Consider the following 16,537-nt stretch of genomic DNA (forward strand, 5'->3'; position numbering starts at 1 on the left):
ACAATATACCTATTGGTGTAGCTATAATTAACGAAAGAGCCACTGTATATAATGTAGTAATCACCATCGGTAATATTCCGCCATCTCCTGATGCTGAATAACTACTAAATAAAAATGTTGGTGTTATACCTTTTATTCCCTTTATAAATATATATCCCACTATCACTACTAGTGACCCTACTGTAAATAGTGCAGATAAATAAACTAATAATTTTAAAATATTTTCTTTTAACTTCCTACTATTCATATTAGTCTACCGCCTTACTTGAAAGTTTATTTAATACTATATTTAAGATTAGTATAAATGTGAATAATACAACTCCAGTTGCAAATAACATTTCTTGATGTGTCCCAAATGCATATCCCATTTCAAGAGCTATGTTTGTTGTAAGTGGTCTTACACTATCCATTATAGAACTTGGCATAACCGGTGAGTTACCTGCTACAAGTATCACTGCCATAGTTTCTCCTAATGCTCTACCTATTCCTAATACTACTGCTGCTAATATACCCGACTTAGCTGCTGGTAATATAACTTTAAATATTGTTTCTATTTTTGAAGCCCCTAATGCTAGTGATCCTTCTTTATAAGCTTTAGGTACTGCTCTTATCGCTGTTTCAGATACAGATATTATTGTTGGTAACATCATAACTGCTAATACTATTATTACTGCTAGTAAACTTTGACCTTTTGGAAGGTTAAATATTTTTTGTATATTTGGTACTATAAATGCCAATCCAAATACTCCATATAATACAGAGGGTATACCTGCTAACAACTCAACTGCTGGAGATATTATTTTAGATACTTTTTTAGGCGCAATCTCTGCTATAAAAACTGCTGTTAATATTCCAATTGGAACTCCTATTACCATTGCTCCTAATGTTGCAAATATAGATGCAGCAATCATTGATGATATACCAAATTTATCTGATGATGGAACCCACTCAGATCCACCTAAAAAGCTAATAAATGAATAACCCTTAGATATAAATGGCGTTAACCCTTTGTAAAATACAAACCCTATTATTAAAAGTAAACTCAATACTGCTACTAAGGCACTAAGCATGAAAATATTCTTAGCTACGTCCTCCATAATGTATTTGCCTCTGTTATTATTTCTATTGTCTCCTTTTTTTACGTCCTTAGCTACACGAGACTTAACCAACATAAAACTTCCTCCTCCAAAACTTTCTATAAAATAAAATTAGTTCTTTCTTTTCTTAATAATCTTAACTCTCTACAATTACATAATACAATTTTAAAGTTAAGTTAATATTAAATCCGAGTTAAGTCAGAGTAAAATTTAACATAGTATTTAACGTGAACTTTACTTTTCTAACCTTATCTTAAAATTAGCAAAGAACACCTAACACTTTACACCTATAATTAAATACTGAATCATATATTTTTGATAATAAAAAAAGATACATTTTTCAATGTATCTTTTTTAGGAGAAGTTTTATTTTATACTTATAAACCCTTTGCTTTCCATTATCTTTTGTCCATCATCGCTTAGTATGAAATCTATTAATGATTTCCCTTGTTCTGATATATCATCTTTGTTTACTAATATAAATGGTCTTGCAATTGGATAAGTACCACCTTTTACGTTTTCTGCATTTAATTCAACACCATCTACAGTTACATTATTTACAGCTTCATCTACATATCCAAAAGAAATATATCCTATTGCATTTTCATTTCCTTCAACTGTTGATTTTATGTTTCCTGATCCATCACTTATAGTTGCATCTGCTACTAATTCTTCTGATTCAAATCCTACGTTATCTTGGAATCCATCTCTAGTTCCTGATCCGTCTTCTCTTGATACAACTACTATAGGTGCATCTTTTCCACCAACATCTTTCCAGTTAGTTATCTTTCCTGTGTATATATCTTTAATTTGAGCTACTGTTAAGTCTTTAATCTCATTGGCTTTATTTGTTACTACTGCAATACCATCAAGTGCTATTTCAGTTTCTTTTATTCCAGAGCTTTTTTCTTCATCTTTTAAATCTCTTGATACCATACCAATTTCAGAAGTTCCATCTATAGTATTTTTTACACCTGCTGAAGAACCAACTTGTTGTATTTCAATTTTTATACCTTCATTCTTTGCTTGGAAATCTTCTGCTACAACTTCCATTACTGGACCTACCGAAGTTGATCCTGATACTGTTACTTTTGATCCATCTGAACTTCCTCCTGATGCATCTGAATTTCCACATCCTACTGCTAAACTTCCTACTAAAACTGTACTCGCTATTAATGCTGCTACTCTCTTCTTAAACATAATACTTACCCCCGCTATATTTTAATTTTAATTTGTGTCATCCTTATGCTTTAATAATACATATTTTATGTTAACTCAATATTATGAATGGGTTAAGTGAGTGTAAACTTTGTTAAGAGTATGTAAATCTCCATAATTATAAATAAAAAGAAGGATATCCCTATTAATGAGATATCCTTCTTTTTATATCTATATTTCTTTTTCTAATTTTTCTACTAATTCTCTAAATACATGTAACGCTTTATCAACAGCTTCTTTCTTTTCCATATCTACACCTGCTGCTCTTAATTGATTTAACGGATAGTCAGATCCCCCACTCTTTAAGAACACTAAGTATCTATCAACAGCTAGCTGACCTTCTTCAAGAATTTGTTGGCTTAATGCACTTGCAGCTGAGAATCCAGTTGCATATTTATATACATAGAAGTTTGAGTAGAAGTGAGGTATCCTTGCCCACTCTAATCCTATCTGTTCGTCTACTATTGTTGATTGTTTATAGTATTTTTCATTTAATTTATAGTATATATTATTAAATTCATCAGCAGTTAGCGGTTCTCCTGACTCAACACTCTCATGAGTTATCTTTTCAAATTCAGCAAACATAGTCTGTCTATAAACTGTAGTTCTAAATTGCTCTAGATAATAATTTAATAGATATATTCGTTCTTCTTTTGAATTAGAGTTATCTAATAAGTAGTTTATTAATAATAGTTCATTTAAAGTCGAAGCAACCTCTGCTACAAATATTTTATAATTTGAATATATATAAGGCTGAGATGTTCTAGAGTAATAACTATGAACAGAGTGACCTAACTCATGTATTAAAGTAAATAAAGAGTTTAAATCATCTTTATAGTTCATTAAAATAAACGGATGCGAGTCATAGCTTCCCCAAGAATAAGCTCCACCCTGCTTACCTTCATTTTCATATACATCTATCCAATTTTCTGAAAAAGCTCTTTTTATTATAGATAAATACTCTTCACCTAATGGCTTAAGTGCCTCTAATATAATACCTTGTGCTTTTTCATAAGGTATTTTCATATCAAATTTATCTGTTAGAGGAACGTATAAGTCATACATATGTATTTCTTCTAATCCAAGTAATTTCTTCTTTATATCTACATATTTATTTAAAGAATCTAAGTTTTCATCTACTGCATCTATAAGATTAGTATACACATCTTTACTTATATCATCTTGGAATAAAGATGCTTCTAGTGCTGAGTTATATTTTCTAATCTTTGAATAGAATATTTCTCCCTTGATTCCACCATATAAAGTAGATGCAAAAGTATTTTTATACTTGTCATAAACTGAGTAAGTCGCTTCAAAAGCATCTTTTCTTACTCTACTATTTTTGCTCTTAAGAAATACTGAGAAATTAGAATGACTAAGCTTTACCTTATTTCCATCTTCATCTTCTATCTCCGGAAACTCTAAGTCTGCAAAAGATAGCATATCATAAATATTCTCTGGTACTCCTGATAAATCAGAAGTTGCGGCTAATATTTCTTCCTCACTTTCACTTAATGTATGAGGCTTTTCTCTTAATATATCTTTTATGTATTTATCATAAAATGATAAATTCTCATCTTTTAAGTAATTTTCTAGTTTTTTATCATCTATAGATATTATCTCTGGTATCATGTAAGAAGTTGCCATTGATAATTCTGTAGAAAGCATGTCAGTCTTTGTTGCCATTCCTTGATTAGCATTTATTCTAGTATCTTCATGTTGCTTCATATGAGTATACACATATAGGTTTTGTAATATTTGTGAAGCCTTTTCAGATATGTTAAGCGCTTCTAGTAAATTATTCTTACTTTCTTCTAGCTTACCTTTGTACTCTTTAGCCTTTGCTATAAGTTCTTTTACCTTACTTATATCACTTTCTAATGCTTCCTTATTAGAATACATTTCTTCTATCTTCCATTTAAATTTAGATTCTATTTTACTTCTGTCAATTCCCATATTTACCACTCCTTCGTTTTTAATAAATTATAGAACAGACACTAATATCGCACCTTCAGATGTAAATGTTCCCATTATAGGTCCTATGCTTGCTATTAGTATTTCTTTTACATCGTAATGTTCATCTATATATTGCTTTATTTTTTCAGCTTTTTTAGGACAATTTGAATGAGCTAATATTATCGTTTTGCCACTAGTATTAGATATATTATTTTTAACATATTCAAATAACTTCTTTAAGCTATTGCTGTCTCCTCTAGCCTTATCTATTGGTTTTACTAAGCCTTCATCTATTCTTATTACTACTTTAAAGTTTAAAGCATTAATAAGTTTACCAGCAATAGGATTTACCCTTCCGCCTTTTATTGCATTCTCTAATGTATCTAGTGTACCAAAGAATATCATATCTTTTTTCATCTGTTCTATAGCTTCTAGTATTTCATCCATAGATTTTCCATCTTCAATCATATCGTGACATTTTGATATCATTAATGCAACACCTATCGACCCACTTTGACTATCTACTACTTCTATTCTCTTATGTGGATTTTCTTCTAAGTACATAGTCTTAGCAAGTACAGCATTGCTATAAGTACTTGATAATTTAGATGTTAGAGTAAATACTAATAGTTCCTCTTCATCACAATTATATAAATCTATAAATCTTTCTGGTGAAGGACTTGATGTTTTTGGTAGCTCTTTGCACCCTCTCATCTTTTCATAAAAAGTTTCAGCATTAATTTCTACTCCACCAATAAAACTTTCTTCACCAAAAGCAACGTTTATTCCAACTATACCTGGTTTTACTCTATCTATAATTTCTTGTGGAAAATCACATGAACCATCTGTTATTATCTTTATGTTATTCTTCAATTCATACACCTCATCTATAATTGTAGTTATCTTCTATTCTATATTATTTTAGTGCAAATAATCTACATTTATTATGCATTTTGACTCATTTAATTCTTTTATGAGTTCTTCTATTATAATTCGTCTATCATAAATTATAAAAAAACTTAATTTCCATGTATGTTCATCAATAGATACTACCTCGATATTTTTTACCATAATATGAGATCTTTCAAATTTACTATAAATTATCGATATTATATTTATATTATTTACAGTTACATCAAACATAGTTTGTTTTTTCTTAAAAAATATCTTATCTATATTTTTTAATATATAGAGCGTTATCATTACAAAACACCATGCAGAAATACTAAGTGTATAGTATCCATATCCTATAGCAATACCTATACATGCAGTAGCCCATATTCCTGCTGCTGTTGTAAGACCTCGTATCCCATTGGATGTTTTTAATATAGCTCCTGCACCTAAAAAACCTATACCTGATAATACCTGAGCTGTTATCCTACCTGGATCCATAGTGCTATATACACTATATTCTTCAAATAAAGCTATTGAGGTTACAGATGTAATACAAGAACCTACTGCTACTAATATGTGAGTCCTAAATCCAGCAAACTGATGAGATTTCTCTCTTTCTAAGCCAGTTAACCCTCCTATAACTAGAGCCAATAGCAGTCTAATAATAATATCTCTTGTTTCTATAAAATCTCCCCCATTTTATAAATTCTTTACTAAACTCATATTTGATTCATAATCAGTTTCTATCTTCATTATAATGTACTACATTTATATGTGTAGGATATGCGATTCTTACGTTATTTTTCTTAAATATAATTAAGATCTGTAACTTTGTATCTCTCAGTGCAGAGAAGTATTTACATGATTCTACAACACCAGTCATTGTATATTGAGCGCCAATTGGATTTTTTTCTATATCTGTTACTCCATATACCTTAAATTTGCTAGTTATCTCTCCTCTTGAATCTTTAATAAAATAGTCCTTGTAGTTTTCATTCATTACAGAACAAACCTCTTCCAATGAATCTAATACTTTCATAGGGTCTTCTTCATAAGAGACTCTTACATGAACTACTACTCTCATTTTATTCTTACTATAATTTCTTATACTAGTTATTGTTCCATTAGATATGGTAATACGCTTTAAGTCCCAATCCCTTAGGCTGGTACTCCTAAGTCCTATTTCTTCTATTGTTCCTTTAAAATCCTCATTAATAACAACAAAATCACCAACTTGTATTTGCCTCTCAAAAAGTATGAAAAATCCATTGAATATATCTTTTAATATACTCTGAGCAGCAACTCCTGCTATTAATCCTACTATACTAGCTCCAGTTACTAGCGTGCTAAATTTTGTAGCATCTACTATGTTAAATTCTCTCAAAACTAGAATTAAGCTTACAACAAATATAATATAGTACGAAATTGATGATAATACACTACATAATGTATTTTCATACCTCTCATCAAACTTAGTTAGTTCAAATAATTTATTTAAAAGATATTGTATTAATTTTAATAAGACATATGATAATACAATAATTATAACTGAGTTTATAAGCTTACCTATTAGCATAGATTCCACCCTTTAAATTATATATTAATAAATATTTACCTAGATATTTAATATTTGCCTTTTATTATGAACATATGCAAAAAAAGCCCACTTTCGTGGACTATTTGCTTAAATCAATGTATTTATTTATTAAAATGTCTATCCTACTGCTTGATTCTACTAACTCTTCTTTAAATATCTCTGGATATTCAATATACGTGTTTATTTCATCTCTCAGTGTTTCTATTTCTTTTTTTAGCTTTTCTAACTCTGTATTTGCCATAATAATCACCACTATTACAAATTTTGTACTATTATGTTTATAGTATCAAATAATATCACTATATGTCAATAAAATGCCCCTAAATTTCCTTTACTTTATTTCTAAAGTTTGGTAATTATTATCTAAATTATACATAGACCACTATTTCTATAATTACTAATATTTGATGCCTGCTTACATAGTTTTTTTAATCAATACTTATAATTTAATTTTATTATATATTTTATCGCGTGTTCTCTAATCTAAATATACATCTATTATAATAACTACTCATAGTAATATGTCTATACCTATTGCCCATACTTGACTTTTTGGTATTATATTGTTACAATCTTTCTTGATAATGAATTTCATTAGGAGGTATTAATGATGACTGTTAACGATTTAAAAGTTGGCCAAAAAGGTATTATTAATGATATAGATGGTGACGTAAAATTAAGCAAGAGATTACTTGCTTTAGGATGTATAAATAACACAGAGGTAGAAGTAAAAAAAGTCGCTCCATTCGGAGATCCTATAGTAATTAGATTTAGAGGATTTGATTTAGCTATAAGAAAAGAAGATGCTAAGAATATTTATTTAAAATAAAGAGGTGATTAGACATGATTAATGTGGCATTATTAGGTAATCCCAATGTTGGAAAAACTACTGTTTTCAACTTACTTACAGGTTCTAATCAATATGTTGGTAACTGGCCTGGGGTTACTATAGAAAAGAAAGAAGGAATTTTTGAAAAGGATATAAAGGTTGTAGACTTACCTGGAATATATGCAATGGACACTTTTTCAAATGAGGAGAAAGTTTCTAAATCTTACTTAGAAAAAGAAGCTGTTGATGTGATTGTCAATGTTATAGATGCAGCAAACTTATCTAGAAATCTTTACCTAACTACTCAACTTATGCAATTTAATAAGCCAATCGTTATTTTATTAAATATGCTTGATGTTGCAGAGTCTAGGGGTATGGATATAAATAGTGATAAACTAGCTAATGAATTAGGAGTTACAATTATTCCTATAATAGCAAAGAAAAAAAATGGTACTGAGAAAATATCTGAAGCTATTAGAAATGCTTCTAATAGAAATGTTAAATATGAAACTAATTTCGGTAGCGAAACTGAGACATATAAAAAATTAGAAAAAATACTTTCAAATTGTGTTGAAACTAAATCAACTAGAAAAAAATCTATAAGTGATAGGATAGATAATATCGTGTTAAATCCTATTTTAGCTTATCCTATATTCATAGGGTTACTGTTACTTTTGTTTAAATTTACATTTGATTGGGTAGGAGGTCCTCTCCAAGAAGGCTTAGCTGGACTAATTGATGCATATGTATCTGCTCCAGTAGATGCTTTACTTGCAGGGTCAAGCCCTTGGTTTAAATCTCTTATAATTGATGGTATTATAGCTGGTGTTGGTGGTACTTTACCATTCTTCCCTCTAATATTTACTTTATTCTTAGGATTATCTATTTTTGAGGATAGTGGATATATGTCAAGAACAGCATTTTTAATGGATAAAATAATGAGAAAAGTTGGTCTATCTGGTAAGGCGTTTATACCTATGATAATGGGTATGGGATGTTCTTCTCCAGCTATAATGGCTACTAGAACTTTAGAAAGTGAAAAAGATAGAAAGATAACTGCACTTATTGCACCACTTATGACTTGTGGAGCTAAGTTGCCTATATATGCATTGTTTGCATCTATATTCTTCCCTCGTAATGAAGCTTTAGTTACTACTTCATTATATTTAATAGGAATAGTTGTTGCTATATTAATAGCTTTAATATTAAATAAGACTGCATTTAAAAGTACTCCAGAACCTTTTATATTAGAATTACCTGAATATAAAGTTCCTACTTTGAGTGCTTTATTAAGAAATACTTGGAATAAATCAAAAGGATTTTTAATAAGAGTTGTTACTATAATGTTTGCTATGTCAGTTGTACTTTGGGCTATGTCTTCATTTAACTTTGGTGGATTTACTGAGGATATGAATAATAGTTTCTTAGCTCATATTGGTAAATTTATATCTCCTTTATTTGCACCACTAGGATTTGGTGAATGGAAGGCCTCAGTTGCTATCTTAAGTGGGCTTGGTGCTAAGGAAATAGTTGTAAACACTTTAAATGTTCTTTATGGAAATTTAGATACAGTTCTTCCTACAGTGTTTACTGGAGTAAGTGCTTATTCATTCTTAGTATTTTCAGCTTTATATACTCCATGTATTGCAGCTCTTGCTACAATGAGAAAAGAGTATGGAAATAAAATGATGATGATTTCATTCTCTTACCAGTTTGCTCTTGCATGGGTTGGTGCATTTTTAGCTAACACAATAGGAAATGTAATCTTCTCTAATGGTTCAGGTTCAGTATCTGAGTTATTAATCGGCGGTGGAATAATAATAATAGCTATAGCTATTATCTACAATAAATTTACAAATAAAAAATCTTCTGGTTGTAGCTCTTGTTCAGGATGCTCTGGATGCCCAAGCAACTCTGATTGTTCATTAGAAGAAAAAGAATCTGCAAATAAATAATAAAAAAACAGAGTGCTACAGGATATAAATTATATCTTGTAGCACTCTGTTTTTTCTTAATACTCCACTCATATACATCTCAGATCAGAGTAATTTCTTATTTACTCATTTCTTTAGATTTATCCATACAAGCTACAACAGACTTTATAACTGAAGCTCTAAATCCTTCTTCTTCTAATACTCTAACCGCTTCAATAGTAGTTCCTCCTGGTGAACATACCATATCTTTTAGTTCTCCTGGATGTTTACCTGTTTCAATAACCATTTTCGCAGATCCCATAACTGCTTGCGCTGCAAACTTATAAGCTTGAGCTCTTGGCATACCTCCAATTACAGCAGCATCTGCTATAGCCTCAATAAACATAAATACATATGCTGGTGCTGATCCACTTGCACCAATTACTGAGTCTATTAAATACTCTCCTACTATTTCTGCCTCACCAAATGATTCAAATATACTTTTTATCATCTCTAATTCTTCATCAGTTATATTTTTGTTTTTACATATGGCAGTCATACCTTCATTTACTAATGCTGGAGTGTTTGGCATAGTTCTAATTATCTTTTTATCTGATCCTATTATACTTTCTATAGAACTTATAGTTTTTCCAGCTGCTATTGTAACTATTATTTTATTTGTATCTATCAAATCCTTAACTTGCTCTAAAACTATATCATATATATTAGGCTTAACCGCAACTATTATAATATCAGAGTCTTTTACAACCTCTCTTGATTCAGTAGTAGTATTTACACCAAACTCATTGTATACGCTCTCTAATGCTGCTTTATTTAAGTCTGACACAGTTATTTGATTTGGAGTTAGTAATCCTGATTTAACTATACCTCCTATCATTGCTTTCCCCATGTTTCCTGATCCTATAAATCCTATTGTTTTCATTTTGTATTCCTTCCTTTGTTATATTATTTTAAAATGTTTGCTCTGTTCTTCCTATTATTTCATCTTGTAATGCTCTACTTAAATTATTAAAGTGGTCACTATATCCTGCAACTCTAACTATCAAATCTTTGTATTCATCAGGATTTTCTTGTGCTTTAAGTAATACATTTTTATCAAACACGTTAAATTGTATGTGATGACCATCCATGTTAAAGTAAGCTCTTACTAAATTTGCCATGTTATCAAGACCTTCGTCTCCTTCAACTACTGATGGAGCAAACCTTTGATTTAAAAGTGTTCCACCTGTTTTTAGATGATCCATTTTTGAACATGATTTAATAACTGCTGTAGGTCCATTAGTATCAGCACCTTTTTCTGGAGATATACCTTCAGATACTGGTTTACCTGATAGTCTACCATTTGCACTTGCCCCCATAACTTCTCCAAAGTATACGTGACAAGTAGTTGGTAACATATTTATTCTATGATGCCCTCCTGAAACTGTAGGTCTTCCTGTTACTTCTTTATTATAAAAATTAAATACATCTTGCATTAACTCATCTGCATAGTCATCATCATTTCCATACTTAGGCGATTTATTTACTAACATATTATGAATAGCTTCATATCCATTAAAGTTTGCTTCCATGGCTTTTAACAACGTATCCATATCAAACTTTTTATTATCAAATACATTATATTTTATAGCTGTTAAGCAGTCTGTTATTGTTCCTATTCCAACACCTTGTATATATCTAGTGTTGTATCTTGCTCCACCTCTATGATAATCCATACCTTTCTCTATACAGTCATCTACTATGGAAGACATAAGAGGACAAGGTACATGTTTTGCATATATATTTTCTATTATTAAGTTTCCTTTTACCTTTATATCTATAAAGTAACTTAATTGTTGTTTAAATGCATCAAATAATTCTTCATATGATTTGAAATCTCTTGCATCTCCTGTTTTTAGACCTAGTTGCTTTTTAGATATTGGATCAAAACCATTATTTAAAGTTAGTTCTAGTATTTTAGGTATGTTCATATATCCAGTTAATACATATGCTTCTTTTCCAAAGCATCCTGTTTCAACACATCCACTAGTACCTCCAAGTCTTGCGTCTGCTAGAGTCTTCCCAGCTTCTAGAAGCTCTTGTACTATAGCTTCAGTATTGTAAAATGCAGGCTGACCCCATCCTTTTCTAGATATCTCACATGCTCTCTTTAAGAATCTTTGTGGAGTCTTTCTACTTATTTGTACATTTGAACTAGGTTGAAGTAATTTCATTTCATCCATTACATCAAGGATTATATAACTTACTTCATTAACACCATTTTGACCATCCGGACTTATTCCACCTGTATTTATATTTGCAAAATCAGTGTAAGTTCCACTTTCTTTCAAAGTTATTCCAACCTTAGGTGGTGCTGGTTGATTATTAAATTTAACCCATAAGCACTCAAGCAATTCTTGTGCTTTTTCTCTATTTAATAGTCCTTCTTCTAGATCATTTTCATAGAACAGGTTTAAATGTTGATCTAATCTCCCTGGACTAAACGCATCCCATATATTAAGCTCTGTAGTAACCCCTATATGTACAAACCAATACATTTGTATAGCCTGATGATAATTTTGAGGCTTACTTGCAGGTACTATTTCGCAGTTTCTAGCTATTAATAATAGATCATTTCTCTTATTCTCATCAATTTCTTTTTCAGCTAATTCTCTTGCTTTGGCTGCATATCTATCTCCTAATACAACCATAGCCTCGCAGCAGATTATCATAGCTTCTAAATCTATTTTTTTATTATATGCATCCATATCATTAATAAAATCTAATTTTGATATGCTATTTTCTGCATCTTTTTTTAAATCTAAGAATCCTTTTTTGTAAATTGTATCACCACATACAGTATGACCTGGAGCTCTTTGTTCCATAAATTCAGTAAAAATACCTGATTCATAAGCATCTACCCACTCCGTATCCATAGAACTAACTATCCTATTTCTAGTTTGTCTTCCCTTCCAGTATGGTATTATTTCTTCTTCTTGTATTTTTCTAGCTTCTTCAGATACATCAAAGTTTATGATTTCTCTACTATGCATAACTTCTAAATCTTCCATAGTATGACAGCATAATTCTGGATATGTAGGTGACCCTTGAGGTGCATCACCTTTTTCACCAACTATTAACTCTCCATCATTTATGCATATAGTTCTATTTTCAATATAGTATTTGAAAGCTAATGCACGAAGTATTGGTGTCTCTACACTACCTTCATATTTTTTGTAAGCTTCTGTTATAAGCCTTGCTCTTTCGATAGATATATATGGTTGCGCCTCTAAACTTTGATGTCTCAATTTTCTAGTTCTTTCAAAACTTCCCCTACTCATTGAATTACCCCCCTATTTTTGTACTAAAATTATTTCTTTCAAAGATATCTCTAATCTCTTCTAGTTTAGAAGTATCTGGTGTTTCAAAATCTTCAGCGTGGTATACTTCATCAAGCTTCTCATACTTATGCTTCCCAATACTATGGTATGGAAGAAGGTTTACTTTTTTTATATTTAAAGGCTTAATAAATTCTATAATTTTTTTAACCTCAATATTTTCTTCATCAACGTTTACACCTTCTATCAAAGGTATTCTTATATTTATATTTGCACCTTTTTCACTTAACTTTTTAAGATTCTCTAATATCAATTTGTTTGATTTTCCTGTAAATTCTATATGTTTTTCTTCATCAATAAGCTTTATATCATATAAGAATAAATCCACAAATTCTAGTATTCTCTCATAATTATCAAATTTAGCATAACCACATGTGTCAACCGCAATATGTATTCCTCTATCCTTACATACTCTAGATAACTTAGATATACACTCTATATCCTGGCACATTACCTCTCCACCTGATAAAGTTACCCCTCCACCTGACTCTTCATAAAACATTATATCCTTCTCAATTTCCCTTACAAGCTGCTTAATGCTATATTCTTCACCCACAATTTCTCTTGCATTGTTTACACAGTAATCAAGACAACTACCACAAGTAGTACAAATATCTCTATCTAAGCTAACTCTATACAGTTGATTGGATATTGCATTACTCGGACAAATCTTAGCACAAGTTCCACAAGCTGAACATCTTTCTTGATTATACAGTACCTCTTTAGTAAATTTTTTACTTTCAGGATTATGACACCATACACAATCAAGAGGGCATCCTTTGAAAAAAATAGTACTTCTGATACCTGGTCCATCATGGATACTACATTTTTGAAAATTTATCACTAATAGACTATCCATATTCCCCCCCTTAAAAAATTTTTCTTTGTAGAATACATTTTCCTAATTTAATAATAATCCAATTTAATAAAAAAAGGTACATAAATCAATTTATAATATAAAATAAATTGATATATATACCTAATCTTTATTTTAAGTTTTTTAGAATTTTACGTCTATGCTAGCTTCTTTTCCACTTCGGTTTATGACTACTTTAGTTTTATCACCAGAAGAATATCCATATAAAGATTTATTTAAGTCTGACATACTAGTTATATTAGTGTCCCCTACCTTAACTATAACATCTCCCGCTTGTATCCCTGCACTTTTAGCTGCTGTATTATCCATTACTTCTGCTATATAAACACCAGACTCAGCTTCTAAAGATGTTCCAGTCGAAGCTTCAAATGTAGCTACATCTACACCTTTTATTCCTAAAGTAACTTTTTCAAACTTACCTGAAGATATTATTGATTCAACTATAGGCTTAGCTGTATTTATCGGAATAGCAAATCCTAGTCCTTCTCCTTGAGATGCTTTAGCCGTATTTATACCTATAACTTGACCTTTATCGTTTAATAATGGCCCTCCACTGTTACCAGGATTTATACTTGCATCAGTCTGAATAAGACCTGTCATATTAGTTTTCTCAGTTGTTATAGTTCTATCTAAACCACTTATTATACCTTGAGTTACACTTCTTTGGAATTCAAGACCTAAAGGGTTTCCTATTGCTATTGATAAATCCCCAGTTCTTACTTGGTCACTATCCCCTAGTTCTGCTGGAGTTAATCCTGTTTTTTCAACCTTAACTATTGCTAAATCTAATTGAGGATCATTCCAAAATACTGTCCCCTCTACTGTAGAACCATCATTGAATAGAACATTTACACTAGTTGCTTTACCATCAGATACAACGTGAGAGTTTGTTAATATATATCCATTTGCATCTACTATAACTCCTGTACCTACACCCTCTGATTGAGTAGGAATAGCAAATACATTATTTCTATCTACCGTAGTCGTTGTTATACCTACTACTGATGGCATAGCTTTTTCTGTTACTGCATGATAAACATTTTGTGTTTTACCTTCATCATTTACTTGTATTTGTGTCGGCTTGCCTGAAGATGAATTATTCCCAAGTGTATTTTTCATTAACACTACAGTCAATGCACTACTTAATACTGAACAAATAATGGCTACTGTTACGACTAAACCTATCCCTCTTTTTCTTGACATACCAATTCCCTCCTAATTAATTACATTTCAAATTGTACATACTTTACTTAATATTTATTATTTACATTTTTTACATTTTAATAACTTCATAAAAAAAAGAAATCATCATTAAGTAGTAAAACTATCTTATGATGATTTCATTATATTATTTTATTCTTAATTAAACCTTAACTATTAAAGTCTTTTTTCTAATTCTTCTTTTTCTTTTTCAAACCCAGGTTTTCCAAGTAATGCAAACATATTTTTCTTGTATGCTTCAACTCCTGGTTGATCAAATGGATTAACTCCTAGTAAGTATCCGCTTATTGCACATGCCTTTTCGAAGAAGTATACAAGGTATCCAAAGTTATATTCATCTAGCTTTGGTATGTTTATCATTAAATTTGGAACTTGTCCATCTGTATGAGCTAATAAAGTTCCTTGAGATGCTTTTTGATTAACAAAATCAACAGTCTTTCCTGCTAAATAATTTAATCCATCTAAGTCAACTTTTTCTTCATTTATAGTTATACTTCTCTTACATTCAGCTACATTAAGTACTGTTTCAAATAATATTCTCTTACCTTCTTGTACATATTGTCCCATAGAGTGTAAATCTGTTGAGAAATCTACTGATGCGGGGAATATACCTTTATTATCTTTTCCTTCACTCTCTCCATATAATTGCTTCCACCATTCACCTACATAATGTAACTGTGGTTCGTAGTTTACTAATAATTCTACATCTTTGCCTTTTCTATGTAATACATTTCTTACTACTGCATATTGATAACTGTGATTATTCTTTAAGTCAGATGTATTGAATTCATCACTTGCATCTGCTGCACCATTCATCATAGCCTCTATATCTAGTCCAGCAGCAGCTATTGGTAATAATCCCACTGGTGTTAAAACAGAGAAACGACCACCTACATCATCAGGTATTACAAATGTATCGTATCCTTCTTCATCTGCTAATTGTCTAAGTGCCCCTCTTTTAGCATCAGTAGTTGCATATATTCTTTTACTAGCTTCTTCTTTTCCATATTTCTTTTCTAAGAGATCTTTGAATACTCTAAATGCTATAGCTGGTTCTGTTGTAGTACCAGACTTTGATATAACATTTATTGATACATCTTTATTTTTTATTACATCTAGTAAGTCCATCATGTATGTAGAGCTTATATTTTGTCCAACAAAGTATATTTCTGGAGCATTTCTATCTTCTTTAGATATATTATTTCTAAATGAGTGACCTAATGTTTCTATAGCTGCTCTAGCACCTAAGTAAGATCCACCTATTCCTATTACTAATAAAACATCTGAGTCTGACTTTATCTTTTCAGCTGCTTTCTTTATTTTATCAAATTCTTCTTTATCATAATTTTTAGGAAGGTCTATCCATCCTAAAAAGTCATTTCCAAGTCCTGTTTTTTCATGTAACATTTTGTGAGATACATCTACATATGATTGTAGTGCATCTATTTCTGTTTGATTAAAAAATCCTAGAGCTTTACTGTAGTCAAATTGTATTCTTTCCATATCCCTACCTCTTTCCTTTTAATAGTATAATGAA

The 16,537-nt window shown here is 30.5% G+C and carries 14 protein-coding genes and 1 pseudogene; 2 read left to right on the plus strand and 13 right to left on the minus strand.

Going from position 1 to position 16,537, the window contains the following annotated elements; translation table 11 throughout:
- From CHL78_RS12620 to CHL78_RS12655, 8 genes and pseudogenes are all read right to left on the minus strand, one after another.
- Positions 1–247, minus strand: a pseudogene (locus tag CHL78_RS12620) (phosphate ABC transporter permease PstA); the annotation flags it as partial.
- 1 nt (position 248) lies between these two features.
- Positions 249–1,172, minus strand: coding sequence for a phosphate ABC transporter permease subunit PstC (gene pstC / locus CHL78_RS12625; protein WP_094369020.1), 924 nt, complete (start codon positions 1,170–1,172; stop codon positions 249–251).
- 291 nt (positions 1,173–1,463) lie between these two features.
- Positions 1,464–2,297 carry a phosphate ABC transporter substrate-binding protein gene (locus CHL78_RS12630; RefSeq protein ID WP_094369019.1) on the minus strand — a complete coding sequence of 278 codons (834 nt, stop codon included), beginning with the start codon at positions 2,295–2,297 and terminating at the stop codon, positions 1,464–1,466.
- Positions 2,298–2,486: 189 nt separating this feature from the next.
- Positions 2,487–4,271 (minus strand): oligoendopeptidase F, encoded by a 1,785-nt coding sequence (gene pepF / locus CHL78_RS12635; protein WP_094369018.1) that lies wholly within the window; start codon positions 4,269–4,271, stop codon positions 2,487–2,489.
- Between the two features lie 27 nt (positions 4,272–4,298).
- Entirely contained in the window at positions 4,299–5,144 is an 846-nt protein-coding gene (locus tag CHL78_RS12640) for a DegV family protein (RefSeq protein WP_094369017.1), read from the minus strand.
- A 48-nt stretch (positions 5,145–5,192) separates the two neighbouring features.
- The gene (locus tag CHL78_RS12645) at positions 5,193–5,816 is read right to left on the minus strand and encodes an MgtC/SapB family protein (RefSeq protein ID WP_243446435.1); all 624 of its coding nucleotides are present in this window, start codon (positions 5,814–5,816) and stop codon (positions 5,193–5,195) included.
- 85 nt (positions 5,817–5,901) lie between these two features.
- Positions 5,902–6,741, minus strand: a complete 840-nt coding sequence (locus CHL78_RS12650) for a mechanosensitive ion channel family protein (protein ID WP_094369015.1) — start codon at positions 6,739–6,741, stop codon at positions 5,902–5,904.
- Positions 6,742–6,841: 100 nt separating this feature from the next.
- Entirely contained in the window at positions 6,842–7,003 is a 162-nt protein-coding gene (locus CHL78_RS12655) for an aspartyl-phosphate phosphatase Spo0E family protein (protein WP_094369014.1), read from the minus strand.
- Between the two features lie 369 nt (positions 7,004–7,372).
- Between CHL78_RS12655 and CHL78_RS12660 the strand changes: the two genes are divergently transcribed.
- The gene (locus tag CHL78_RS12660) at positions 7,373–7,591 is read left to right on the plus strand and encodes a FeoA family protein (RefSeq protein WP_094369013.1); all 219 of its coding nucleotides are present in this window, start codon (positions 7,373–7,375) and stop codon (positions 7,589–7,591) included.
- Between the two features lie 14 nt (positions 7,592–7,605).
- Positions 7,606–9,546, plus strand: a complete 1,941-nt coding sequence (gene feoB / locus CHL78_RS12665; RefSeq protein WP_094369012.1) for a ferrous iron transport protein B — start codon at positions 7,606–7,608, stop codon at positions 9,544–9,546.
- Between the two features lie 97 nt (positions 9,547–9,643).
- On the opposite strand, the gene proC is transcribed toward feoB, so the two are convergent.
- The 5 genes from proC to CHL78_RS12690 all read right to left on the minus strand — a co-directional run bounded on the left by proC (position 9,644) and on the right by CHL78_RS12690 (position 16,503).
- On the minus strand, positions 9,644–10,447 hold the full coding sequence (proC, locus tag CHL78_RS12670; RefSeq protein WP_094369011.1) for a pyrroline-5-carboxylate reductase: 804 nt from the start codon (positions 10,445–10,447) through the stop codon (positions 9,644–9,646).
- A 28-nt stretch (positions 10,448–10,475) separates the two neighbouring features.
- On the minus strand, positions 10,476–12,845 hold the full coding sequence (gene hypD, locus CHL78_RS12675; RefSeq protein WP_094369010.1) for a trans-4-hydroxy-L-proline dehydratase: 2,370 nt from the start codon (positions 12,843–12,845) through the stop codon (positions 10,476–10,478).
- A 4-nt stretch (positions 12,846–12,849) separates the two neighbouring features.
- A complete protein-coding gene (locus CHL78_RS12680) occupies positions 12,850–13,761 on the minus strand; it encodes a trans-4-hydroxy-L-proline dehydratase activase (RefSeq protein ID WP_094369009.1) in 912 nt (303 codons plus the stop codon).
- 141 nt (positions 13,762–13,902) lie between these two features.
- Entirely contained in the window at positions 13,903–14,982 is a 1,080-nt protein-coding gene (gene htrA / locus CHL78_RS12685) for a serine protease HtrA (RefSeq protein WP_094369008.1), read from the minus strand.
- Positions 14,983–15,156: 174 nt separating this feature from the next.
- On the minus strand, positions 15,157–16,503 hold the full coding sequence (locus CHL78_RS12690) for a glucose-6-phosphate isomerase (protein WP_094369007.1): 1,347 nt from the start codon (positions 16,501–16,503) through the stop codon (positions 15,157–15,159).
- Between the last annotated feature and the right edge of the window lie 34 nt (positions 16,504–16,537).

The organism is Romboutsia weinsteinii (assembly GCF_002250835.2).
GTDB lineage: Bacteria > Bacillota > Clostridia > Peptostreptococcales > Peptostreptococcaceae > Romboutsia_A > Romboutsia_A weinsteinii.